The sequence below is a fragment of the Psychrobacter glacincola genome, assembly GCF_904846075.1.
GTDB classification, from domain to species: Bacteria; Pseudomonadota; Gammaproteobacteria; order Pseudomonadales; family Moraxellaceae; genus Psychrobacter; species Psychrobacter glacincola_C.
Map to the genome: position 1 here is coordinate 525,440 of NZ_CAJGZH010000003.1, position 25,469 is coordinate 550,908.

23 protein-coding genes are annotated in these 25,469 nt (G+C 42.4%); 9 read left to right on the plus strand and 14 right to left on the minus strand.

Features of this window, described 5'->3' with window-relative positions; translation table 11 throughout:
- Positions 1-7: 7 nt before the first annotated feature.
- Together JMW85_RS13390 and JMW85_RS13395 are read left to right on the plus strand one after the other, a co-directional pair.
- The gene (locus JMW85_RS13390; RefSeq protein ID WP_201582091.1) at positions 8-1,405 is read left to right on the plus strand and encodes a nicotinate phosphoribosyltransferase; all 1,398 of its coding nucleotides are present in this window, start codon (positions 8-10) and stop codon (positions 1,403-1,405) included.
- A gap of 4 nt (positions 1,406-1,409) precedes the next feature.
- Positions 1,410-2,258 carry an SGNH/GDSL hydrolase family protein gene (locus tag JMW85_RS13395; protein ID WP_201582092.1) on the plus strand — a complete coding sequence of 283 codons (849 nt, stop codon included), beginning with the start codon at positions 1,410-1,412 and terminating at the stop codon, positions 2,256-2,258.
- Positions 2,259-2,397: 139 nt separating this feature from the next.
- On the opposite strand, the gene JMW85_RS13400 is transcribed toward JMW85_RS13395, so the two are convergent.
- Entirely contained in the window at positions 2,398-2,679 is a 282-nt protein-coding gene (locus tag JMW85_RS13400; protein ID WP_011281173.1) for a type B 50S ribosomal protein L31, read from the minus strand.
- Positions 2,680-3,146: 467 nt separating this feature from the next.
- On the opposite strand from JMW85_RS13400, the gene JMW85_RS13405 reads away from it, so the two are divergent.
- The gene (locus JMW85_RS13405) at positions 3,147-3,770 is read left to right on the plus strand and encodes a YceI family protein (RefSeq protein ID WP_201582093.1); all 624 of its coding nucleotides are present in this window, start codon (positions 3,147-3,149) and stop codon (positions 3,768-3,770) included.
- A gap of 228 nt (positions 3,771-3,998) precedes the next feature.
- The gene (locus tag JMW85_RS13410; protein WP_201582094.1) at positions 3,999-5,087 is read left to right on the plus strand and encodes a peptidoglycan bridge formation glycyltransferase FemA/FemB family protein; all 1,089 of its coding nucleotides are present in this window, start codon (positions 3,999-4,001) and stop codon (positions 5,085-5,087) included.
- 109 nt (positions 5,088-5,196) lie between these two features.
- Here the strand turns inward: JMW85_RS13410 and JMW85_RS13415 are convergent, their stop codons facing one another.
- Entirely contained in the window at positions 5,197-5,631 is a 435-nt protein-coding gene (locus JMW85_RS13415) for a COG4315 family predicted lipoprotein (protein WP_045447953.1), read from the minus strand.
- Positions 5,632-6,130: 499 nt separating this feature from the next.
- Between JMW85_RS13415 and JMW85_RS13420 the strand changes: the two genes are divergently transcribed.
- The gene (locus JMW85_RS13420) at positions 6,131-7,747 is read left to right on the plus strand and encodes an FAD-dependent oxidoreductase (RefSeq protein WP_201582095.1); all 1,617 of its coding nucleotides are present in this window, start codon (positions 6,131-6,133) and stop codon (positions 7,745-7,747) included.
- Between the two features lie 122 nt (positions 7,748-7,869).
- Here the strand turns inward: JMW85_RS13420 and JMW85_RS13425 are convergent, their stop codons facing one another.
- Positions 7,870-8,547, minus strand: coding sequence for an LOG family protein (locus JMW85_RS13425; RefSeq protein ID WP_045455284.1), 678 nt, complete (start codon positions 8,545-8,547; stop codon positions 7,870-7,872).
- Between the two features lie 286 nt (positions 8,548-8,833).
- Between JMW85_RS13425 and JMW85_RS13430 the strand changes: the two genes are divergently transcribed.
- Positions 8,834-9,724 (plus strand): alpha/beta hydrolase family protein, encoded by an 891-nt coding sequence (locus JMW85_RS13430; protein WP_201582096.1) that lies wholly within the window; start codon positions 8,834-8,836, stop codon positions 9,722-9,724.
- Positions 9,725-9,765: 41 nt separating this feature from the next.
- Here JMW85_RS13430 and JMW85_RS13435 read toward each other — a convergent pair whose 3' ends face one another.
- Positions 9,766-10,455 (minus strand): putative quorum-sensing-regulated virulence factor, encoded by a 690-nt coding sequence (locus tag JMW85_RS13435; protein ID WP_201582097.1) that lies wholly within the window; start codon positions 10,453-10,455, stop codon positions 9,766-9,768.
- Positions 10,456-10,650: 195 nt separating this feature from the next.
- On the opposite strand from JMW85_RS13435, the gene JMW85_RS13440 reads away from it, so the two are divergent.
- Entirely contained in the window at positions 10,651-11,253 is a 603-nt protein-coding gene (locus tag JMW85_RS13440; RefSeq protein ID WP_227681889.1) for a M23 family metallopeptidase, read from the plus strand.
- Here the strand turns inward: JMW85_RS13440 and phoR are convergent.
- From phoR to dtd, 3 genes are all read right to left on the minus strand, one after another.
- On the minus strand, positions 11,250-12,353 hold the full coding sequence (gene phoR / locus JMW85_RS13445) for a phosphate regulon sensor histidine kinase PhoR (RefSeq protein WP_060491897.1): 1,104 nt from the start codon (positions 12,351-12,353) through the stop codon (positions 11,250-11,252). The genes JMW85_RS13440 and phoR overlap by 4 nt on opposite strands.
- An 81-nt stretch (positions 12,354-12,434) precedes the next feature.
- On the minus strand, positions 12,435-13,139 hold the full coding sequence (phoB, locus tag JMW85_RS13450) for a phosphate regulon transcriptional regulator PhoB (protein WP_055125876.1): 705 nt from the start codon (positions 13,137-13,139) through the stop codon (positions 12,435-12,437).
- A gap of 156 nt (positions 13,140-13,295) precedes the next feature.
- Positions 13,296-13,751 carry a D-aminoacyl-tRNA deacylase gene (dtd, locus tag JMW85_RS13455; protein ID WP_045447945.1) on the minus strand — a complete coding sequence of 152 codons (456 nt, stop codon included), beginning with the start codon at positions 13,749-13,751 and terminating at the stop codon, positions 13,296-13,298.
- Between the two features lie 112 nt (positions 13,752-13,863).
- On the opposite strand from dtd, the gene asd reads away from it, so the two are divergent.
- Positions 13,864-14,700, plus strand: coding sequence for an archaetidylserine decarboxylase (gene asd / locus JMW85_RS13460; protein WP_055125875.1), 837 nt, complete (start codon positions 13,864-13,866; stop codon positions 14,698-14,700).
- A 132-nt stretch (positions 14,701-14,832) separates the two neighbouring features.
- On the opposite strand, the gene JMW85_RS13465 is transcribed toward asd, so the two are convergent.
- The 7 genes from JMW85_RS13465 to fadB form a co-directional block, all read right to left on the minus strand.
- Positions 14,833-15,438, minus strand: a complete 606-nt coding sequence (locus JMW85_RS13465; protein ID WP_055125874.1) for a DUF1287 domain-containing protein — start codon at positions 15,436-15,438, stop codon at positions 14,833-14,835.
- A 117-nt stretch (positions 15,439-15,555) separates the two neighbouring features.
- Positions 15,556-16,185, minus strand: a complete 630-nt coding sequence (locus JMW85_RS13470; RefSeq protein ID WP_055125873.1) for an HD domain-containing protein — start codon at positions 16,183-16,185, stop codon at positions 15,556-15,558.
- A 180-nt stretch (positions 16,186-16,365) separates the two neighbouring features.
- Positions 16,366-16,941 (minus strand): isochorismatase family protein, encoded by a 576-nt coding sequence (locus tag JMW85_RS13475; RefSeq protein ID WP_045447933.1) that lies wholly within the window; start codon positions 16,939-16,941, stop codon positions 16,366-16,368.
- 202 nt (positions 16,942-17,143) lie between these two features.
- Positions 17,144-18,715: a rhomboid family intramembrane serine protease gene (locus JMW85_RS13480; RefSeq protein WP_201582098.1), complete on the minus strand. Its 1,572-nt coding sequence runs from the start codon at positions 18,713-18,715 to the stop codon at positions 17,144-17,146.
- A gap of 163 nt (positions 18,716-18,878) precedes the next feature.
- Positions 18,879-19,808, minus strand: coding sequence for a hypothetical protein (locus JMW85_RS13485; protein ID WP_201582099.1), 930 nt, complete (start codon positions 19,806-19,808; stop codon positions 18,879-18,881).
- 165 nt (positions 19,809-19,973) lie between these two features.
- Entirely contained in the window at positions 19,974-21,146 is a 1,173-nt protein-coding gene (fadA, locus tag JMW85_RS13490) for an acetyl-CoA C-acyltransferase FadA (protein WP_201582100.1), read from the minus strand.
- Positions 21,147-21,393: 247 nt separating this feature from the next.
- Entirely contained in the window at positions 21,394-23,553 is a 2,160-nt protein-coding gene (gene fadB, locus JMW85_RS13495; protein ID WP_201582101.1) for a fatty acid oxidation complex subunit alpha FadB, read from the minus strand.
- A gap of 783 nt (positions 23,554-24,336) precedes the next feature.
- On the opposite strand from fadB, the gene JMW85_RS13500 reads away from it, so the two are divergent.
- Positions 24,337-25,440, plus strand: coding sequence for a polyprenyl synthetase family protein (locus tag JMW85_RS13500; RefSeq protein ID WP_201582102.1), 1,104 nt, complete (start codon positions 24,337-24,339; stop codon positions 25,438-25,440).
- Positions 25,441-25,469 lie beyond the last annotated feature (29 nt).

Sequence of the window (25,469 nt, forward strand, 5' to 3'; positions counted from 1 at the left end):
TTCTGTGATGTATACCAGCAATTTAAACAATTTAATTCTAAATAGCGACAGCTACAAAACCTCACATTGGGTGCAATATCCAAAAGGTAGTGAGTATCTGTCCAGCTACATTGAGGCGCGTAAAGGTGACTACGATGTGGTGTTCTTTGGCTTGCAAGCCTTTATTAAAGAATATCTAAGCACGCCAATCACTCATCAAGACATTGATGAAGCCGAAATGGTCATTCAAGCACATGGTTTGACCTTTAACCGTGCTGGCTGGGAGCGTTTGGTTGATAAACATGGTGGTTATTTACCACTACGTATCGAAGCCATCCCTGAAGGTAGCATCGTGCCAGTATCCAATGTGGTCTGCCAAATTATCAACACTGATCCTGAGTTTTATTGGCTGCCAAGCTATATCGAAACGGCGCTACTCCGTGCCATTTGGTATCCATCAACCGTCGCTAGTGTCTCGCATTATTGCAAAGGCATTATTCGTCAGGCGTTAGAAAAATCTGCGGACAATACCGAATCGCTCACTTTTCGTTTGCACGATTTCGGCTCGCGCGGGGCATCTAGTCAAGAGTCTGTCGCGCTCGGCAGCTTAGCGCATTTAGTGAACTTTGCTGGAACCGATTCGATGACAGCGTTGGTGGCTGCCAGCCGCTGGTATCACATGGATAAGGACATGCCCGCGTTTTCTATTCCTGCCGCTGAGCATAGCACCATGACCGCGTGGGGTCGTGATGGCGAAACCGCTGCTTTTACCAATATGATTGAGCAGTTTGGCGGCGCTGGTAAAAGCTTCTCAGTGGTCTCTGACAGCTATGACTTATGGAACGCCATTGATAATATTTGGGGCGGCAGCCTAAAAGACGACGTCAAAAATATGGGCGGGACTTTGGTTATCCGACCCGATAGTGGTGAGCCTGCCAAAGTGGTTCGCGAAGCCTTAGAGCGCTTGGCAGTAAAATTTGGAACGACAATTAATAGTAAAGGCTATAAAGTGCTGCCTGATTATGTACGTGTCATCCAAGGGGATGGCATCAGCCCACAAAGCTTAACTAAGATCATTGATGTGGTCATGAAAGCAGGCTTTAGCGCAGATAATGTGACCTTTGGTATGGGCGGTGGTCTATTACAACAAGTCAACCGCGATACCATGAGCTGGGCGATGAAAGCCAGTGCTATCTCTATCGATGGCACATGGACAGACATCTATAAAGACCCGATTACCAGCCGCTCAAAACGCTCAAAGAAGGGACGTTTGGCGCTGGTCAAAAACAGCAATGGACAGCTAAAAACCATCAAGGCTGAAGACCTATCTGCAGACGCAGATAACCTACTGCGTGATATTTATGTCGATGGTAAATTATTAATTGAAGACAATCTCACCACTATTCGGGAGCGTGCAGGATGGTAGCAATATGATAAATAGCAATAAAATCGCCTCGGTGGCAAGAGATGTACTGCTTGCACCTATTTATCTTTATCAAGGGCGCAAAATTAAGCGTGATACGGTACGGCTACCTGAGCCAAATGGTGAAAGGCACGGGCAAGTTCAATTAAATGACGCGATTGAGTCGCCAAAAGATGCGCACAAGCGAACATTAAACCTAATGGTCGTTGGCGATTCGGCGGCGGCTGGCGTCGGTAGTGAGACGCAGCAAGAGGCGCTTGTCGGTAACTTAATTCCTGTTTTGACGCAGCAGTCTGCTATCCAAAACCAGTTTGATATACTGAACTGGTCATTGCAAGCGACGACGGGGCATACCAGCTTTGATATCTTGCGTAGGCTTTATGTTCTACCCGCGCCTAGCCAGCCTGTTGATGTGATGGTGCTGAGTGTCGGCGTCAACGACACCACCTCTAAAGTCTCTGTGGATAAATGGCAACAGCAAATTGAAAGTATTATCGCTATCGCTCAGCGTAAATTTGGCGTGCGAGAGTTGATTTTTTTAAGCCTACCGCCGATGGCACAAATGCCTGCGATACCTGCCCCGCTAAGTAACTTTGTGGGTGCTAAAGCCTCTATCCTTGATAACACGTTGCAGCAAGTTTGCGCCGCTTATGATAGTGTCACCTACATGGCCACTGACTTTCCACGAATGATAGCAGAGCATTCGAACGGTACTCCAATCGATATCAAAGTGATGTTTGCCAGTGACGGTTTTCATCCTAGCAGCCTCATGTATGGCTATTGGGCGCAGCAATTGTCAGAGTTGATTATACAGTTACTGAACCCTTCCCCTTCCGATGCTGAGTTGACTGATTAAGAACCATTGAGCCGTTACTTCTAAAAATTTAAACAAAAAAAACCGCTGAATAGTCAGCGGTTTTTTTTGTTCTTAATACTATAGCTGTGCATGTTTGAAAAAACACATGCTCAAAATAATATCACGCAATAGGTGTGAATTATTCTGCAGCGTCAGTATCAGCAGCTTTCTTACGGCCACCAAATGCACCAAAGCGTTTGTTGAAGCTAGCAACACGACCTTCAGTAGAAGTTTTGCGTTGTTCGCCAGTATAGAATGGATGCGACGCACTTGAGATATCAAGTGGGTAGTATGGATATTCTGACCCTTCGTATTCACGAGTGGTTTTGGTTTTAACGGTTGAACGAGTTAAGAAAAACACGTCAGCGTTAGTGTCATGGAATAAAACTTCTTGGTAATTAGGATGGATATCTTTACGCATAATAAACTCTCTATGTCCGATGTATGTATAGCACTCTTGAACACCATCTTAGACGATGTGTCAAACAAGTCATGACATACGTAACTGAGGCACTAAGGGACATTGATAAGTATGGCAGCTGCGTCACTGGCTTATTCCAGCACCCAACACCATTCCTCTGCTCACTTAGCCTTTCCCCAGCGGGAAAATCAAAACGCGATTTTAACGGTTTTTACCGCTAGACGCAAGCAGCAGTTGTGAGTGATATATGTGATAAGTTATCACCAAAATCTCTATTTTGTTGAGAGGTACACGCTATATTAGTATAATATTAAATTAATTAAAATAACCAATAGACATTTTATATTTAGATTTAGTTAATAATTTGTTTTTGATATTCATCATTTGTTAATGATGATGGATACCGTCTTATTTCGCCTCATTAATCAAGCACCCACTATTTATAAACACTCAATAAGGACAATATAATGATAAATACTGTTATGAAAAATAGCGCAAAAGCCCTGCTTATCAGTTCAGCACTGGCACTCACTACTGTTGCAGGTGCGGCATTGCCTAGTCAATGGCAATTAGACGACTCGCACACCCGTGTGGGGTTTTCTGTCAATCACTTAGGATTTTCGACCACCATGGGTCATTTTAACGACGTCAAAGGGGTCGTTAATTACGATGTTAAAGCACCCAATAAAACCAATATGAGCTTCACCATTGCAACCGATAGCATTGACACCAATTGGGATGCACGTGATGAGCATTTAAAAAAGGCTGAATTTTTTAACGTCGCCAAATATCCAACCATGACCTTTAAATCAACCAGCGTAAAATTTATAAATCCGCAACAAGCCAAGGTCACAAGTGACTTTACTATGTTAGGTCAAACCAAACCATTAACTCTGGATGTGACTTTGAATAAAATCGCCAACAGCCCTCTTACCAAAGAACCAGTTATTGGCTTCCGTGCAACGGGTAATATTGATCGCGCAGCCTATGGTATGACAGCTTTCGCAGATGGCATTACCACCAATGTCCCGATCCAAATCGATGGTGAGTTGATAGAGAAAAAAGCGCAAACCAACAAAAAATCTAAATAAGTCTAATTTTTAGCCAAGCACAAATCGCTACCTCCTCTACATACCCTAAAAAAAGCAGCCATCATAGTGGCTGCTTTTTTGACAATAATGAATCAACTCACTCGACATTTATATATATTCAATAAATCGCATAAATACTTTCCATTTACTTGTTAACCACAGTTTTTATTGTTATATTCATATATACGGATTTACGAATATAAAACATAACGCTGAGGGAGCAGAAAGATGGATACAGTACAGGTAGACTTTACCGAGATAAATAAAGACTGGGATAAAAACATCGCTGATTATCACTTTGATATTTATCACTTATCTGGTTGGATTGCTGCGTCAGCTATTGTCGATAAAGGCACTCCTCAAGGAGTGATTGCCACTTATAACAATAAAAAGATCTTTTTGCCTCTCATTATAAGAGAACTCGACTCAGAGCATTGGGATGCGACTTCTACTTATGGTTACGGCGGTCCTGTCATGGATAAGTCTCTCACTGATGCCGAATTAGACATAATATTGGCAGAAGTAAGGGGTTTTCTCTTAGCAAAAGGCTGTGTGTCTTTATTCATGCGACTGCATCCAATCATCAATAAAGAATGGCTACCAACGGTCGGCAAAGCACTCACTCATGGATTGACATTGATGTCTGACTTGAGTAAATCTGAAGAGGAGCACTGGAGCGAGACTCAAAATCGTCATCGTAGAGGCATTAAAAAAGCCTTAAAAATGGATGTCGTGACAAAAATTGAGCGTTTAACCAGAGAGAATGCAGTGATGTTTTCCAATATTTACAAAGAAACGATGGCGCAGGTGAAGGCAGATCAGTACTACTTCTTTGATGATGATTACTTTTTTAATTTGCTCGAAAATCTGCAAGACAGAATACTACTGATAACTGCCTATCAGGATAATAAAGCCATTGGTTCCTCTATCTACACAATCTGCAAAGAATCGGGCATTATGCAGTTTCATCTCGGAGGCACGCTCAACGCCTATACCCATCTACAACCTTCCAAACTCATTACCCATGTGGCTCGTGATTGGGGCAGAACCAATCATTATAAATTACTGCATCTTGGCGGCGGCGTAGGCTCTAATCTAGATTCTTTATACGAGTATAAAAAAGGGTTTAGCTCACAAGAGTTGTTATTCAAAACCTATAGACTCGTCGTTAATCCAGCAAAATACGAAGCATTAGTCGCTGATAGCTGGTTCACCGAAAATGATTTACGCTCCGACTTTTTCCCTTTATATAGAAAAGAGCCTACTAAAGAAAGTATCTTGGAGACTGAACAAGCGGAAGCTTTGGCAGATATTTGATCGCGTTATTTTACGATTCTAATCATTCAAACCAATAAAAAAGCAGCCATTACAATGGCTGCTTTTTTAATGCTAATTGTCTTTCATTTCGGTAGACAATGGGCTTACTTTACTTGGTTTTGACGATATGCCAAACGCCCAGTTTATTGTCGCCATCTTTATCGCCCACCTTTGTATCATTGGCATAGAAATATAACGGTTTACCATTTACCGCCCATTGATACTTGCCATCTTCGCGCTGAAACGCTGCAAACTGCCCTGACGCTTTGGCATTACTCGGTGCCATAAATGCGGGCCAAGCAATTAGACAGGCACTACCACACTCTGATTTGTTCATCCCATCTTTGTCAAAGGTATATAAGGTCATGTGATTGCTTGCATCGACTAACATGCCGTTTTTACTCGCGACTGGCGCGGTATTTTTATTGGTGGCTTGTACATCATGCATGCCAGAATCATCATTGCCGAATACATTGTTTAACGTAGTACAACCAGTAAGCGTTAAAACACCGGTGAGAGCCGATAATATAAGCATACGTTTCATAATAACTTCCTTGTCATTTTGATTGTGATTGTCATCATAAGTTTTTATTTGGATTTTTCTCATCGCCAGACGATTTAAACGGCAAAAAAACCCTACTGCTGACTTTGAGCAGTTTTAATATAGCATATGCAACAGCACAGTCGTTTCTATCCATATATAAATTTACAAAAGCTTATATATTTGCAAATTGGTTAAACTGGCATAGCCATTCATTGACAAAACTCACGTATCTACTTACGTATTTGCCGTCATATTGGTTGTCATTTTTCGTAGAATACTCTATACACATTAAGAATTACTACACAATGACAAATATGACCCTTGCGGCTTCATATGCATATTGAACTTGACGTCCTTTGCACGCATATCGATAGTTATAAACGGCTTAGAACAACATCCATTAGGACAAAAATTTTAAAATAAGATTTTAGAATAAAACATTTAACAAATACACCGAGCATGACCTGCTGTAACTGCTATTAAGGATATAACAACGACAATGACTCACTCTTTCATTAAAAACCCAGTGAAAAACCAAGCGCACTCTGCCAAACGTGTCGGTATTCTTGGTGGCGGTACGGCAGGAGCAACCATTGCTATCCGCCTTGCGGCATTGGGGCTTGAAACTTATGTATTTGAAAAAAACAAATCGCTGATTGATGGTCCACCGATGTGTCACTTGCATGCTGGCGGCAATCTATACCGCGAGATTCCTGATGAAGATTGTGTGGCTCTCCTCAAACAATGTATCGATATATTGCGCCTTTATCCTTATACCATCGATGTTCGCCCAACAGTATTTGCCGTACCAACTCGCGATGAGGGCTTGCCAGAAGACTTGCTACCACGTCTTGATATCTTGACTGATGCGTATCGTAAGCTTATCGCCGAAGATGCTAATAACAAAGTGTTGGGCGAACCTGAAAACTACTATCAGCTTTATAGTCATGAGCAACTCATTGCGCTGTCAGAACGTGAACAAGTCACTGTGCCTCGCTCGGTTGATGAATGGATGATACCAGTCGCTAAGTATTTGGACTTAAATAAAGTCAAGTTTCCACTGATTGTCGTGCAAGAGTACGGCTGGAATATTTTCCGTTTAGCAGCCTCTGCGCAATTGGCATTAGCAGATTATGAGCATGCTCACGTCTTTACCGATACACAGGTTAAGCAAGTCATGCCTGTTGATTGTGAAAACTGCTCAAACGCAGACCATCATGTCACTAAATGGCGTATTGATTATCAGCGAGCTGCCAGCTCTGAAACTAAGCTTACAACCGAATCTGAGACCAAAAATACAATTGAATCTATCGAAGTGGATTATTTAATCAACGCGTGCGGTTTTCGTACGGGCGTCATCGACGACATGGTCGGGGTCAAAGTCACGCGTATGGTCGAGTTTAAATCTTCTTATATCACCCAATGGGATGATACTGGCGGACAGATACCAGAGATTATCGTTTATGGCAGTCGCGGCACACCTGAAGGCATGGCACAACTCACGCCTTACCCCGGTGGTTATTTTCAAATACATGGCATGAGCAAATTTATCACGCTATTCGATGATGGCTTAGTGGCCTCTAGCAAAGACAGCGCCCAACCTAATCTGCCGCCGCAGTATGTGCACTATATCGAAGATGGCTGGGATAAAGCACCGTTACAAGCGCGTAGTCAGCAAGCGATTGATTATGTGGCAGAATTTGTACCGACCTTCCATAGCGCACGTACGGTCGGTAACGCGCTATATGGTGGGCAGCAAATACCCGGTCAAGACGATACGCTGCGAGTGGCTGATGTAAGCTTGTATTCTAATATTCGCTATGCTCGAGCGGAAAACGTCAAAGCATCATCAACTTTGATTGCTGCCGACCAAATCGTTGATGAATTGACTGAACTTGGTTTAATCGATCATGACACGCCAGCCAACCGCAATCGTTATGCTCATAATTGGGCGTATTTGACAAAACACGATAGCATGGCGATTGATAAAGTCGCGCGTACATTGGCTGAGCAACGAGGCTTTCCATTAGCAATGGCTGATGTGAATCACGGTATTGGCGAGACAACTTTAAAGGGTTTCAACACGGCTAATGATGCAAGTGCTACTGAGATATAAAAAGCGTTCTATTAAAAATTGAACAAAAAAAGGAGAGAAGGGCTAATGATCAGCCCTTCTCTCCTTTTTTATAGATGAAAACATTTATATATAAAAGTATTCATCTATAGAAATACGTACTCTTAATTACCAGCCATTTTTTCAGTATCGACTGCATCGTCTATTTTTACGACTGTTTTTAATAGCTCAATAGCTTCATTAATCGTGTTACATACCACCAAACGCTCCAGATCTTCTTGCTTCATAAAACCTTGGTCAGCCGTATATTTTAAGTGCTCGATCATACGATCATAGAAACCATTGATATTCAAAATAATCATCGGTTTTTCATGTTGATAGAGCTGACGCCACGTGGCGATTTCCATAATTTCCTCTAAAGTACCAAGCCCGCCCGGCAAGGTAATAAAAGCATCTGCATACTCCGCCATCACGGTTTTGCGAGTGTGCATGGTATCTGTCAGATGCAGGCGAGTCAGCTGCTCATGAGCAATCTCATGTTTGAGCATAAAGGTTGGAATCACACCGACCGCTTGTGCGCCGCCTTGAATCACTTCATCTGCAACGGCACCCATCAGCCCGATGCTCGCGCCGCCGTAGACCAAACCCATGCCATTGTCAGCAAGCGCACTACCCAACTCGCGGGCTGCCTGCTCGTAGACTTCATTATTGCCCAAACGCGAACCACAATAAACCGCTACCAACGGCATCGTTAACGTTGATTTATCCACTGCTTTTTCAATATTGGTAATATCTTGACTGGTAATGACTTCATAAGTGTCATTGTTAATTTTCATTTGCATATAGCTTCCTTAATTTTTATATCGATTGTTTTTGTTAAATACTCGTTAAAACCCTAATGGATAATACCACCCCAGATAAATAGCATAGAACTTGAAAGTCACAATTGAACGCCTTGCTTGCCAGCATTTATCTTAACATAAGCGATGCTATCAGGTGGCTATCAGCTAATTTAAGCGGTTTATCACTACGTCATGACTACATTTTAAGAGCAGATTATTGATAAATAATTGCAAATAAATAACCACTCCACACCGCATAGAACCCTAACAATATGAAGGTTACAGCATGGAAAATAAACAGTATCAGACGGATATTTATTCACTGAGTATCATGACTGAGCGCAATCAGGCATTGGCAGCGACTGTCTATCACCCTAAAAATGAGGTAAAAAAAGCGGTTATGATCGCGCCAGCAACGGGTATCAAGCGCCAGTTTTATCACAATTTTGCCACTCACTTAGCAGAAAATGGCTTTGGTGTACTAACCTTTGACAATGAAGGCATTGGTGAATCGCTGTCGTCTGCATTGGCTAAATGCGATGCATCGCTGATTAGCTGGGGTCGCCATGATATGCCAGCCGTCCTTGATGCGTTGCAAGATGAATTTGCCGACGCCACTTATCATTTAATTGGTCATAGTGCAGGCGGTCAGCTGATAGGTTTGATGCCAAATTATAGTGCGCTCGCTTCAGTGTTCAATGTCGCCTGCTCATCAGGTCGTATTAAAAATATGAGCATGCCCTATAAATTCAAAGCGATGGGTTTTATGGATGCCTTTATTCCACTCGCCAACTTGGCGTTAGGGTACACGCCGTCAGATAAAATTGGTATGGGCGAACCGCTACCACGGGGCGTGTCTCGGCAGTGGCGCGAATGGTGTAATGGCGCAGGCTATATCAAAACAGCCTTTGGCAAAAGTATACAAAAGCACTTTTACAATGACATTACTATGCCCTCATTATGGCTGGGGTTTAGTGATGATGACATTGCCAATAGCAAAAATATGGATGATATGATTCGTGTTTTTACTAAAATGCCAGTCGAAAAGCACTTTTTAGATCCCAAAGACTTTGGTCTAAAAAGCATCGGTCATATGCGCTATTTTAGTAGCAGAACCAACGCTAAAGCACCGCAGCTTTGGCAAATGGCGGTTGATTGGATAAATAATCAGCCATAAATCCAATCTTTTTTAAGCCATCTAAGCATCAATAAAGGTATTTATTCTGGTGTATTTTTTGCTACCTGCTCTGCTTTGACACGCTTGGTCAATGCAGAATAAAGCGACGGCTGCATATTATGGATATTACCCAGCATCCATTTTACGTAGCTGATGGGCACGTCTTTAATCAGCGTGCCTTTATGTTTGCCAAAGGGCATTTTGCTCACTGGATTGGCTTTATTAGCGATAGCATGGACAGCAGCAAAATCCATCGGTGCAATGGCTAGGCGCTCACAACACGCCTGATAAAGCAGATAACACATACGTGCATCACCCAGCGCATCATGAGCGGCAATCGTCATCCTACTTGCTTCCTCTTTGCCTAATAATTGCTCGATACATTTGGACTGACCATAAGCACTCCACTCTGGAAAAGCCACACGCGCCAACCGAACCGTACATATCAACTTAGTAGACGGACTGCCAATAACCCGCCAATCAAAGCGGACATTATGACCAATCAAATACTGCGGTAACTCAAACGCCTCTAAATCAAAGCGCTCAAGACCAGCGACATCATCATCAGTAATGCCATGAATTCTAATGACAACTGGTGATATAGAACGACCACTATTAAAGTACTTCATCCACTCAAAACCCGTCATCGCATTAATAGTCGCCACTTGAATCGGACGCGGATCACGACCTTGGTCGGTTTCGGTATCGATAATCAGCGCAGTGTCAGTCATAAAGATTCAGCCATAGATAACAACAATAGATAGCAACATTGGTATTTTATGTAACGTTTTAAAAATACGTAAACTTTAAAAGAAACGTTATATTTATGGGGATAAAAACCTGAGATAACAATGGCATACAAAGAATAGATAACTTCACTTATATAATATCAATTGAAGTCCATTTAAAAAACTGAAGAGAGATAGATGCCAGCAGATGACAGTAATCCACAATTAAAACAAAAGAAAAGGCCAACCTTTTTAAGCCGTGTACTCAGTGTACTCATGAAAGCGGTCGTATTGTTGATGCTATTATTTGTATTTGATAGGCTCTTACCCAGTATCAGCCAACAAACTCAGTCATTTGTGATGGCAAAATGGCAACAGCTCAGTTTGTTACAGCAAGAACTACCGACGGAAAACAGCTTACCCAGTCCACTTCCAGAACAACATCTAACAGATACATGGGGCGCTGCACGCAGTCAAGGTCGCAGTCATGAAGGTATCGATATCTTTGCCGCACGAGGCACACCAATACGAGCCACGACACAAGGCATCGTCAGCAAAGTTGGTGAAAATACGTTAGGCGGTCGTGTGGTGGTCGTGGTTGGACCAGGCGGCGCAGGGCATTATTATGCGCATTTAGAAGATTATGCAGATATTAGTCCAAACGACTGGGTTAATGCCGGCGATATCATCGGCTGCGTCGGCGACAGTGGCAATGCAAAAGGTACGCCGCCACATGTGCATTGCGGTATTTATATCAGCGGCAGTGCAGTGAACCCCTATCCACTTTTACAAAAAAATTAGGGTATCGCAGCTGATCTAATGTGGGCAGCTGGAAATACCATGCTGAACGTCGAGCCCAGCCCTTCTACTGATTCAATTTGTAAATTGGCTTCATGCTGATATAAAACGTGTTTAACGATTGCCAAACCTAGCCCTGTGCCGCCAGTCGCCCGACTACGACCTTTATCAATACGATAAAAGCGCTCCGTCAACCGTGCGATATGCTCAGGTGCAATACCAATACCGTTGTCTTCGACGGCAAATCGGCAACCTTCTGACGTTTTTGTCCAACTAATGGCGATATTACCGCCCTTGGGCGTGTATTTGATGGCATTAATCACCAGATTAGAAAGCGCGCTATTTAGATACATCTCTGAGCCATACAGTCCGTCATAAGTATCTATCTGCAAGTGAATGGTATGCCCATACTCTTGATTGTACGCTTGCGCATCATCATAAACATGGGTCAGCAGCTTGGTCATATCAATATAACTGAGCTCATGGGTTTCTTCGATTTCGATGCGAGATAACAGCAATAAGTCATTTACAATTCTATTCATACGCGCAGTCTGTTGGCTCATCAGCTCAAACCCGCGCTTCCAATGCGGCGGCATATCTGGCTGATCCGAAAAATTTTCTAGATAGCCCATCATGACGGTCAACGGTGTGCGTAACTCATGCGAGACATTCGCCACAAAATCGCGGCGCATCTCCTCCAAATGATGCAAGCGCGTCACATCATAAATAATGAGCAGCTTCTCATCGCCAAAAGGCGTGAGCTCACACTTTAGATAACGCTTGGGCGCGCGCCACGAGACAATGTGCACACCATCCTGAGCACCATCGTTAGGGTTGGTCGTCGCCTGATAATACTGACGAAATTCAGGCGCACTAATAAAGTCAAAAATGCACTTACCTTTATCTGACAACTGTAACAACATTAAATCTTCGGCGGCCTGATTCCACCATTCGAGCCCATCATCGTCATTGAGCAAAACCACCGCATCACGCAATGCGCGTAGTGCGCTTCTAATTTTTTTGAGTTGATCCGTTGTATTCTGCTGAGTCGCTAGCAGTGACTTATTTTGTTGGTCGCCTTGAGCCGATATTAGGGTGTTCATCCATCATCCTTATCACTATTCGCCGTTTCTCACTGTGCTACGATTGACATACTGCTTTTATAGCGAATAAAAAACCGTCCGTTAAATTGGTTCAATAAAGCTAGAAAATCGATAGCCTGTCCCGCGTACTGTCTGTATCAACGTATCACATTGATGCGGTCGTAATAATGTCCGCAAACGTTTGATATGCACATCAATGGTTCTATCTTCGATATATACATTACCGCCCCATACTTGGTCTAGCAGCTGCGTCCGCGTATAGGCACGCTCTGGGTGACTCATAAAAAATGCCAATAATCGATATTCCGTAGGACCAACATCAACCACTTTACCAGCCGCTGTCACTCGCTGACTTTTGGGATCAAGGCTCAAATTGCCGATTTCGATAGGTTTATCACTACTGAGCGCGTTACTACGACGCAATACTGCTTTGATTCTGGATATTAACTCACGTGTCGAAAAAGGCTTGGTCATATAATCATCAGCCCCAGCGTCAAGGCCATGCACCTTGCTGTCCTCTTCACTTTTAGCCGTCAACATAATGACTGGTATCTCAGCGAGTAGCTCATCGTTTTTGAGCAATCGGCAAAAATCAATGCCACTTTTATCACCAGGCAGCATCCAATCTAGCAAAATCAGCGCAGGGCGGTGATCGACCACTTGTTGGTGCGCCTCAGATACATCCGCTGCCTGCAGACTATCAAATCCCGCCATCTCTAGCGTCATGACGATCATTTCACGAATCGCAGGTTCATCTTCAACAATCAAAATTTGCTCATTATACATACGGCATTCTCAGTGTTAGAGGACAACATTTAGCTGACAAAAAAGGCGATAAATGCTCGCCTGCTACTCCCTATTAAACGGGGTAATTATGACAGTTTAATGACATTCAACTTTTAAGCACTTCATAAGTCTCGTGACGGCTAATGCTTAGTTTACTCAATTCACTTCTAACAAGAAATTCAATGGCCCATCATTGACGCTCGACACTTGCATATTAGCGCCAAACTGACCAGTTGCCACGTTTGAATGTTGCGTGTTGGCATAAGCGACCAATTGCGCAAACAACGCTTGCGCCGCATCAGGTGCCATCGCACCACCAAAGTCAGGGCGACGACCCTTGTCTGTTTTTGCCATTAGCGTAAACTGTGATACCAATAACAGTCCGCCACCAACTTGCTGGACATTTTTATCCAGTTTGCCGTACTTGGCAGGATCATCATCATTGTCAAAAATACGATAGGTGAGGATTTTATCCACCATTCGCTGGGCGCTTGTTAGGTCGTCATCAGGCCCTAAACCAATATAAGCCAATATGCCTTGCTCAATCGTACCAACACACTGCGCATCGACGGTAACACTAGCACGGCGTACGCGCTGTATAAGTGCTTTCATTTACGGACTCCTTACCAATTATGCCCATACAATAATACGCCGTCCATGATAAAATACGGCCATTCTCTTGCTTATTAATTATTACATCACACCCTATTTTGGTAGCCTCATTATGAATGTATTCACTACTTTACAACAGCTTGTCCCGCAGCAGCAACTGAGTAAAGTTGCTGGGCGTCTAGCCGCTAGCCGCCATCCTTATGTTAAACGCACGTTTATCCGTAGCTTTGCTAAAGCCTACAATGTCAGCTTGGACGAGTATGAGCGCCAAAGTCTCAACGCCTATGAGAGCTTTAATGACTTTTTTACCCGTGAGCTAAAAGAAGACGCGCGCCCTATCGACATGACGCCTCATGGTATCGTCAGTCCTGCCGATGGTATTATCTCGCAGTTGGGTCAAATTGACGACCATAAATTGCTCCAAGCAAAAGGGCGCTATTATGATGTTGGTCAACTGCTTGCTGACAGTGAAGATGGGCGCTATTTTGCGGATGGCAGTTTTGCGACGGTTTATCTTGCGCCCAGTAACTATCACCGTGTACATATGCCCTTCGCCGGCACTCTGACCAAAACCCGTTATGTACCGGGCACGCTATTTTCGGTCAACAATACTACGGCGGCAAATGTGCCAGACTTATTTGCGCGTAATGAACGCTTGGTTTGTCTGTTTGATACAGCATATGGTAAAGCAGCGGTGGTGATGGTTGGGGCAATGATTGTCGCTGGTATCGAAACGGTGGCGACTGGTAAAATTGCCCGCACTGATGATATTCAAGAAGCTGAGCACAATATGAGCTTTGAAAAAGGCGATGAGCTGGGTCGTTTTTATTTAGGCTCAACCGCAATTGTCATTCTACCAAGAGGCGCAAAAGCAGATTGGCAAGACAGTATGCAAGCCGATAGTGTGGTAAAAATGGGACAACTACTGGGTGTCGCTAACACTCAATAGACAAGCGATTTAACGACTCAAAAAAGCTCAGTTCAGCATCCTAATTTATGCTGAACTGAGCTTTTTATTGTGGGTAATTATCTTATCGCAACATACTAGCTTAATAATGAAAGTAGTTAATAAAAAAAGTAGTTAATAACGAAAGTGCTTGAGAATAGGATAAGCAAATAAGATGTTTTCTTCTTGCGTACCGCGTCCGATATTGTGAATAATCAGCGGTGTACCATCCGCAGCGACTTTATCAGAGACGATACCTGTATGCGGCAAATTACCATTCGGTAGCCGCCACGTCACCACATCGCCTGCTTGAAAACTGGCTTTATCAGTCGTCGATAATGTCTTTGCGTGACGCGCAAAAAACACTTCAAGATTGGGCACTCGGCGATGGTCGATATTCTTATCGGTTGATTTCAGCCCCCAAGTCTTTGGATAAGCCGACCAATTTGACTTCATATCATGGTTGACTAATTGCTGTAGATCTATATTTTGCAAGCGATAAGCACGGACGATAACATCGGTACAGACGCCAGTTTCTATCGGTACATCGCCACGCGGAAAATCCAACTTGCGGTAAGCAGGATCATAGCTGGTGGTAATGCCGATCTGTTTTTTGGCATCGTGCGCCAACTTGTCACCATTACTAATAGGTGCGGCAGCCTGAGTTAGTTGCGCCAAAGTTAATAGGCTAACAAAGACGAGCGATTTAGCAAAAACCTTATAAGTGCCAGTGATTCTCATTTAATACTCTCTCTCTCTATAATGTACTTAATCGCTCATTTAGCTAATTCTAAATGCTTTACTAGTTGAAAAAGATGAATATTTGCAAACATGTAAACGGCAAAATAATGGCTCTATTTAAGCATCAATCAACCACCCTTGCTGGGTCGCATAGTCGATATTTTTTGATAGCCAATCATGAATGGGAGGAAAGCTGTCTTTGATAAAAGCAAGTGCTGTAGTCACTTGCGAGCACGTGACGTTAGCATCAATCCATGTTTCCCCATTGGTATTTAAATTCAATAAAAACGGCAATAAGCGATCAACCACTCTAAGCAGCTGACTTTCATTGCTGCTACCCGTCTCCTGCTCTTCCCAAATCTCATTTAAATCCATGATGCCATTGCCACGCTCAGCTTGCAATCGAGCAATGCCTGCACGTTCTTCAATGTGCGCCTCGCTACGACTATTTGCGAATAAAAACGTATCGCCTGCGTCAATCTCACCCAAGTCATGTACCAATGCCATCTTGAGTAGTTTTTCATGATTGACATCTAGCTCAAACTGTTCAGCAATAGACCAGCACGCCATCGCTAAATGCCATGAATGTTCGGCAGAGTTTTCTTTGCGTGTGGTATGCGTCACATAGCTACGACGATTGATACGTTTAAGCGCATCAAGCTCTAATAAGAAATGAGTGACATGATCTATATCAATGTTTGAGGCAAGCGTTGGGTTGGTTAATAAAAGGGGTTTGGTTGATGGCATAAATTTTCTCTTAATTTTTCTACGAAGATATAGCGCTTCATTTTACCTTTACGCATAAGCAAGTATTATACATTTTATGAGCGCTATAAAAGAGCATGCCAACCTATAGCTAATGAACACCACTATAAAAAATAGCGCTTATGTGAGTAAGCGCTATTTTTTATATCTTGAATAAAAGAACTATTTAATCAAGTTACTAATGGTTTTAAACGCAGGGTCTTGACTACTACGGCAAAGCTCAAACAGAATGGTTTCAACCGTGGTAATCACGCCCCCAGCACGGCGAATACGGCGAATTGCTTGCTTTTTATCATATGGAAAACGCGAACCGACTGCATCACCAATGATGACGGGCTGCATACCATTATCTAGCAAATCAAGCGCTGTTTGTAGTACGCAGACATGTGTCTCTACGCCAAATAGCAAAACAATGCTTCGATTTTGCTGCGCTAAATAATGCCACGAATCATCATTATCACAAGCGCTAAAAGTGACCTTTTCAAAGCTTTTGGCGTTATCGCCTTCTAATACCTCGCGTATTTCAGGTAGCGTATCGCCGAGCCCTTTTTTATACTGTTCATTGAGCATAATAGGGATATTCAGTGCTTGTAGACCTTTAATAAGCGTCACTGTTTTTTTGACGATGTTTTCATGGTCATAAATATGCGGTGTTAAGCGTTCTTGAACATCGATTATCATCGCTTGGGTATTTTCGCGAGCGATTCGATAGGTACGATCGGTAATCATAGTAGACATGGCACACTCCTTGTACGGCTGACTTTATTGTTAAAGGCTATGTTAATTTTATCATTGATATTGTCTTTATTAGCCTTACTCTTATTTAGTCATAGTTTGCTGAGGGCGTCAATGGAGATAGTCTCTAATAATGATTAATAACAATTCATCACGTTTGATTCATACTGCTTAGCGTAGGTTTTTGATTATGAATAGCCAATAACTATATATTATGACGCCTAGCATTACGTAATAAAGACTGTTTTTGAGTCATGACCATGCCCACACCGAAAGCAACGCCAAAACATAAGGTTAAAAGATAATACACCATATAAATGAGCGTGTTTATAAATGCAAAGAACATGCTGGTTAAAGTAATGATTAATATCGCAGCGATAGTACCGCCGAATAGCTCTCGATATTTTTTATTAAAAACCTTAAAGGCCACCAACGGTATCGCGATACCAAACAAGCCAAATGTAGCACCCCAAACACCTGCCATATCCATATCAAAATATAGTACCCCTAAAACATTAGCGAAAATACCACATATAAAAAACGCAATCGCAAAACGTATAGGACCCAATACTTTTTCCAAAATATAACCTGTCGCAAAAAGCATGCCCAGACTCATTACTAAATGCATAATTCCTGCATGTACAAAAAGTGCTGTGACCACCCGCCAATATTGACCAGCTTGCAGCGCGTCCATCGTCAACCCACCTACACCATTTACCTGTCTAGATAAAGGGTCAATGATATCCATACCCATGAATACGGTTAGTATAAATGTACCTATACAGGTCAGTATTAACACCAACGTTGCAGGTCGTTCTTTATTATTTTTAAACCAAACTACTAGGCTCTTTGATACATCACTTACTGGTGCTCGTTTTTTTACGGGCTTTTGTTTTTGTATATGTTTTCGCTTTTGTATATGTTTTTGCGTACTTTTCTTTTCTTGACTATCAAACTCTGCTGCGAGAACGAGCAACAAGCACAGCACCATACCAATAAAAAACGAACCAAATCCCCAAACAAAATCACGATCTAAGCTATCAGCAAGTAATCCTGTTTCTGGCTTCAATATCAAGGGTGGCAAATTAGATTGCCTATTAGCCGTAGAAATCGTGTGTAAGTAAGCATTTCTGCTATTTGATGATTTAAGTTTCTTAAAGTAGCTGATAGTAGAGAGGTCGTTGGCTTCGTACTTATGGTGCGAGTCGTTAATAAACGCTGAGTATTGACTGTCTTTAATACTTTGGTCTGCGCGATTATCGTATTTCGTGTGGTAGCTAGAACCTAGCCAAATATTATCAGCGGCTATAAATGGCGTCGCAATGTAATAATCAATATGCAATGTTGAGTCAAAATATCGTCCACTGACTACTTGTGTTTCTATATAAGAAACGCTCTCTAATTTGAGGGGCTCAAAATCATTTACTCTGAAATACTTTTGCTTTGGATAATGACGAATATCATTCAAGCTATTTACTTCAATGACCTCGTAAGCCGCTTTGGATAAATAGTTTTGGCTGAGAACGAGCGGTATCACTAATGCTAGAACCATCGTTATAAAAAAGTAGCCTGAACTACTGCGCTTAACCCACTTTAAGGTTAAAAGCTCATACCTCGGCCACATCCAAATACTAACGACTAAAACAGATAACAGAAAAGGAATACCAAAATCCCAATAGCCTTCCTTTAAAGGTAGAATATCTAGATAAATATCAAGCAACCAGCGTAAAGCCCCAAAAAGCAGAATGGTCAGGACACTAAGACCTAAATATGGCAAGAATACTTGCTTTAGTTTTATTATGATCGATTCTTTAGCGCTTAGGTTTTGTGTTCGCTTCTTTTTATCCCTTTTGCTTACTCTTTTTTGTTTCTGCTTCTATTTTTATCTTTATACCTATACTGGCTTTGCTTATTATTATCCATGCCCTATCACCACAAATCTAGCGTAACTTAAACTGTTGAAATGCTTTTTTATCAATCGTTGCTTTTAAGACTAATAGTAAGCAAATAAACATGCCAATGATAAAAAATCTAAAGAATTTTGCTAACTCTTTATCTGCTTTTTCGTTAAGTGTGCTCAACTGAGATACAAGTATTATTGGGTCATTAATATGTTGCTGACCTGACAATCTAATCGCTTCTAAATAACCATACTTAGTATCTGAGTTTTGCAATTTTTCAAAATAATCAGCAGTAGATATCTCTTCATTTGCATATTGTTGTCTAGAAATCCTTTTAAAATTTTCTATTTGTTGAACTTTCTCTTTTTCTTCAAGATCATTATCAATAACCTTAGTAAAAGCCTGTCCCCACCAGATATCTTTATCTCCATAAAAAGGAGTAGCAAAATATAAGTATATTTTTAACTCTTGTCTAGATTTCCCCATCTCCCTAGTATTGAAGTAAGAAACAACCCCTTGTTTCTCAATACTTTTATTATCAAATTGGAAGTATTTTTGTTTTGGATATAATTTAATATCACTTATATTACTTATATCAATAATGTCATATGCTGCTTCATATAAGTAAGCTTGACTGATTGATATAGGTGGAAATAAAGCAAGTATCATCACCAAGTAAAATACATTAGCGCTATTATCATCAAATAATTCAAATCGTAGCAGTCTAATCCTTGATCGCATTATGACAAGCACTAAAATAACACTGATAATTATTGGGATAATTAAGTTCCAGACCGTATCTTTTAGAGGCCATATCCCTAGATAGATGTCCAACATCCATCTTATGATGTTGTAGAATAAAATGGCGCCAATACTAAAACCTAAAAAAGGAAGAAAGATATAACGCATTTTTAACTTAAACGCCTCTAAATCTAAGCGCCTCTTATCTAATGATTTCTGATGTGCCATTTATACTCTACCTTTCATTACTATGATTTAAACAAAAAAAAGCGCCTCCAACATTAAGTTAGAGGCGCTCATCTTACAAGATATTAAAGCATATTAATCAACAAATATCAGCTAAGTTAATATCTACTGCTATCAATAATAAAAAAATTGATACTCTTATGAGGTTTACACACGCTCAATAATAGTTGCAATACCTTGACCAAGACCAATACACATAGTGGCTAGACCGATTTCAGTATCCGACTGCTCCATAGCGTTAAGCAAAGTAACCGTGATACGAGCGCCAGAACACCCTAGTGGATGACCTAGGGCAATTGCGCCGCCGTTGATGTTGACGATGTCTTGCTTGTCAGTCAAGTTCAAGGCTTTCAGTACTGACAAGCCCTGCGCTGCAAACGCTTCGTTTAGCTCAATCGTTTGCATATCATCGATGCTCATGCCAGCACGTTTCAATGCTTTTTGCGTCGCAGGTACTGGACCATAACCCATGATAGCGGCATCACAACCAGCAACAGACATGCTACGAATACGAGCACGTGGCTTTAGACCTAACTCTTTGGCTTTTTGCGCGCTCATGATTAGCATCGCTGATGCACCATCAGATAATGCTGATGAGGTGGCAGCAGTCACCGTACCGCCTACTGGATCAAAGGCTGGGCGTAGCTTTTGCATTTGCTCCATCGTGGCATCAGGACGAATCACTTCATCAACAGTACATAGTTGCAAGCGACCCGCTTCGTCATGACCTTCGATACCGATGATTTCATTGTCAAAACGACCTTCAGTGGTCGCAGCCCATGCGCGGCGATGCGACTCAAGACCAAAGGCATCTTGCTCTTCGCGGCTGATGTTGTTCATGCGACCTAACATTTCAGCGGTCAAGCCCATCATGTTTGAGGCTTTAGCATAATGCTTTGACGCTTCAGGGTTCAAATCGACACCATGCATCATGCCGACGTGACCCATATGCTCAACACCACCGATGATGAACACATCACCTTGGTTGGTCATGATCTGAGCCGCAGCAGTATGTAGCGCCTGCATAGAAGAACCACACAGACGGTTGACTGTTTGGCCACCAGCAGTTTTTGGAATACCAGCTAGCAGACCGATGTTACGACCGATGTTCAAGCCTTGCTCTAAGGTCTGATTGACACAGCCCCAAATGATGTCTTCGACGTCACGTGGGTCAAAGTCATTACGTTCAACCAATGCACGAACCAATTCAGCAGACATGCTATCAGCGCGGACATGACGGAACATACCGTTTTTGGTTTTACCCATCGCTGAGCGTACGCCATCTACGATGACCACGTCTTTTGGACTTAAAATTGTCATACTATACTTCCTTTTCAATTTTTATTGTCAGTGTAGTCAGCCCATTTCAATGCTATTACTTCGTCAATCTCACTTGAAGTACAATACGTACCTCTGCGCTCGATTTCCTTGTACTAGCATTAAATAAAACTAACTATAATCGTACGTCTACTATTAAAGAACCTTGCTACTAAAGAGTAGTGATAAATTAATTTTTCTCAGCCTAAACAGTAAACATACGGCACTTCATCCTAGTAATGACTACCCGTTACGCTGTGGCATAAAAGGTCTCGCCTGCTGCTGCCATATCGCGAATCTTTTGCGGGGCTTCATAGGCTTTGCCAAGGTGTGCGTACTTTTCACACAGTGCCAAGTAGTTATCTAGACCCATTTGGTCGATATAACGGCAAGGACCACCGCGGAATGGCGGGAAACCAACACCCATAATCATCGCCATATCAGCTTCTGACGGCGTGCTGACGATGTTGTCTTCTAGGCAACGAACAGTTTCATTACAGAAAGCCAGCATGGTACGGTCGATAATCGCTTGATCTTCAAACGTTTGCTTGTCACTATCAGTCGTGGTTTTCAATAGCTCATAAGTGGCTTCATCGGCAACTTTCTTTGGCTTGCCGCGCTTGTCCATTTCATACTTATAGAAACCAACGCCGTTTTTCTGACCTAAGCGTTTGTTTTCATATAAAAGCTCAATAGCGCCTTTATAATCAGGCTTCATGCGGTCAGGGAAACCTTCTGCCATGACTTCTGCGCCATGAACACCCGTATCCAAACCAACAACGTCGATTAGATAAGCAGGACCCATCGGCCAGCCGAATTTTTCCATGACTTTATCGACATGAGCAAAATCAGCACCTTGCTTGAGGAGCAAATCAAATGCACCAAAGTATGGGAACAACACACGGTTCACTAAGAAACCTGGGCAGTCATTAACCACAACTGGCACTTTGCCCATTTTAGACGCTAGCGCAACAGTGGTCGCAATCGCTTCTTCAGAGGATTTCTCACCGCGGATAACTTCAACCAATGGCATACGGTGTACTGGGTTAAAGAAATGCATACCAACGAAGTTTTCTGGACGCTCAAGTGCTTCAGCCAAGAAAGTAATAGAAATCGTTGACGTATTTGAGGCTAAGATACAATCATCTTTTACTAAGCCTTCAACTTCTTTTAGTACCGCACGCTTCACGTTTGGATTTTCTACAACGGCTTCGATAACGATGTCAGTTTCAGCAAAGTCCCCATAGTTCAAGGTAGGACGGATACGGCTTAAGGTTTCGCCCATTTTTGCTGGGGTCATTTTGCCGCGATCGACCATTTTTCCAAGTAACTTGCTGGCTTCGCCCATACCAAGGTCTAATTGCTCAGACTTGATGTCTTTCATGATGATTGGCAAGCCTTTGCTGGCTGCTTGATAAGCGATACCGCCGCCCATGATGCCTGCGCCTAGTACGGCCGCTTCATTGATTTCATGTGCTTTTTTGCTATGCTGCTTGGCTAATTTTTTAACCAACTGATCGCTTAAGAACAGACCAACCAAGCTTTCTGCTTGTGGCGTTTTAGCTGCTTTTGCAAAACCTGCGGCTTCTACTTCGATCGCTTTATCACGTGGTAAGTTAACGTGTTTTTCCATCGCAGCGATAGCAAGTGCTGGCGCAGGATATTGTTTAGGATTGGCTTTGGCAAAGATCATACCTTTGGCACTGTTAAATGCCATCGCTTGCTCAAGCTGATTTAATTTAACAGGAACGAGTTTCTCTTCACGCTTCGCTTGCCAATCAAGCTCACCTGAGATACATTTTTTGACTAGATCAATCGCAGCATCTTGCAAGTCATCTGCAGCAACAGTCGCATCAACCAAGCCTAGTTTCAGGGCATCAAGTGGTTTTTTTGGTGTACCAGTCGCAATCAGCTCAAGCGCATTATCGATACCAATCACACGCGTAGTACGAACCGTACCACCAAAACCTGGGAAGATACCCAGTTGGGTTTCTGGTAGACCGATGATGGCTTTGTCGCTCATGACACGATATTCACAAACCAAGGTCATCTCACAACCACCGCCAAGCGCCGCGCCATTGATAGCCGCTACTTTCGGGAAAGGCAGATCTTCAAAGCGGTTAAAGGCGTCATTGATACCTACGACCCAATCTTTAATCTCGCTTTCTGGCTTTTTAAAAGAGCCAACGAATTCTGTGATATCAGCGCCAGCGATAAAGACGCCTTTGCCTGAGGTCACGATTAAACCTTTGACGTCGTCGGCTTTTTCTAAAGCAGTAACCGCTTCACCAAATTGCTTATTGGTTTCAGCATCAAACTTATTCACGCTCTCATTTTCGGCGTTGTACTGCATATTGGCGATGCCATCCTCTAGCATTGTCACTGTGATGCGATTTCCTTGGTATACCATTTGGAACTCCTTGCTATATAACGAAAGCTACGTTTTAAAATTAAAAGTTTTAAAATTAAAGTACATAGCCAGTTATTGTTAGAAAAACGAGTAATAACACTGCCAAGATACTGTGTTATAAAGTCAGTATAGAGTAAGCAGTGAAGATGTCTTTATTATCCAGCGCTCATGGTTATATATTCATTTTTTATGCTTAATATTACCGCGTTAGCACAAGTGAATACGGCGCTTCATTTATATATATTGTGACCAGTACTGATATTGAACATACTAACATTAAAAATATGGACTGAGAGTTGAGCAAATTTTTCGCTGAAATAAGCACGCAAACCTCTAGCCCTGAATCATCAGATCATTTTTACGCCAATTAGTGTAGGGGATTATGCCCCTAACTGTCACAAGCTAATACCATACTCGCAAGTCACTCTTAAATCAGCAGCAGCCCTTTACCTGACTAGTAATGTGCTTTAAGTGACGGTTTGTATACTGAAATTGTATACTAAAAATTCGTCTTTTAAAGATTATAATGACAGATGCCTATCGTCACACGCCGTCACACGCCGTCACACGCTTAACTTGGTTCTTTATCAAAACATATCCACTGATTAAGTTAAATCACCAATACGTAACGAGGGCTTGTTGCATTATTTCGGTGTACTTAATCGAATTTTTAACAGTAAGCTGCCAAAAATATGGCATTGATGATGCTCAGCCCATAAGCTATATAATCTATCATGCTACACTAGCGATATTTTTATTATTCACCTGATAAATGGTTGGGTTATGACTGTTTCTTCTACGCCAAGCTTTATACCTGAAAGCCTTATACCTTCAAGACTTGTATCTTTTACTAGCTTTAATAACAACACCGAGCAATTTCACAGTGCCGTGCGCGCGCAACTTAGCCAAGATATCGACGTGTTATTTGCTTATGCTGAGCTACCAAGCCCGTTGATTGATGCCTGCCGTTATGTGATGACCGGTCAAGGTAAATTGGTGCGTCCACTATTGGTTGCCAGTGCCTTTGACAGTGTTAATCAAAGCAATGCTAATGCCAATGAAAATACAGATAAAAGCACTGATAATAGAAACAGTATGGCTAACGCTGATGGTTTGGAAGCTCTATTAGAAAACGACTCCGATTATGATATGGCGCGCCGTGCAGCATTGGCGGTAGAGCTGCTACATACTTATTCGTTGGTGCATGATGATCTGCCCTGTATGGACGATGATGACTTGCGCCGTGGTCAGCCAACGGCGCATATCGTCTTTGAAGAATCAACCGCCCTACTCGCTGGCGACGTATTGCAAACATTAGCCTTTGAAGTATTGACCGCAGAGCTGCCCACTTTTGCACCCTTTGATTCAGCCATCTCAAGCCAGCTTATCGCAATATTTGCACCACGTGCACGGCGTATGGTTTCTGGTCAAATGCTTGACCTGAATGCTGAGGCTAGTACTAATATTTCACAAGGCGATCTAGAAGCTATTCACCGTGATAAAACCGGCGCATTGATTGAAGCCGCTATGCTTATGGGCGGCATCTGTGCTGGTGCGACCGCTCCACAGCGTATGGCATTACAAGAGTGCGCCCAGCATATTGGTCTCGCCTTTCAAGTACAAGACGATATCTTAGATGTGACGACTAGCACCGATACGCTTGGCAAACCTGCTGGCAGCGATGAAAAATTAGACAAATCCACCTATGTGAAATTGATGGGTGTCGAAGACGCGACCAGCTATGCGCAATCGCTATTTAATGACGGACGCACAGCCATCATTCGTGAACTGAGTCGTCATGAATCAAGCAGTAGCGAGCTTGGCAATGACGCAAACAATGATGCTTTACTGGCATTAATAGAATGGCTATGGGCACGTAAAAAATAGCCAAAAATTAAATAGGCGTGTAAAAATAG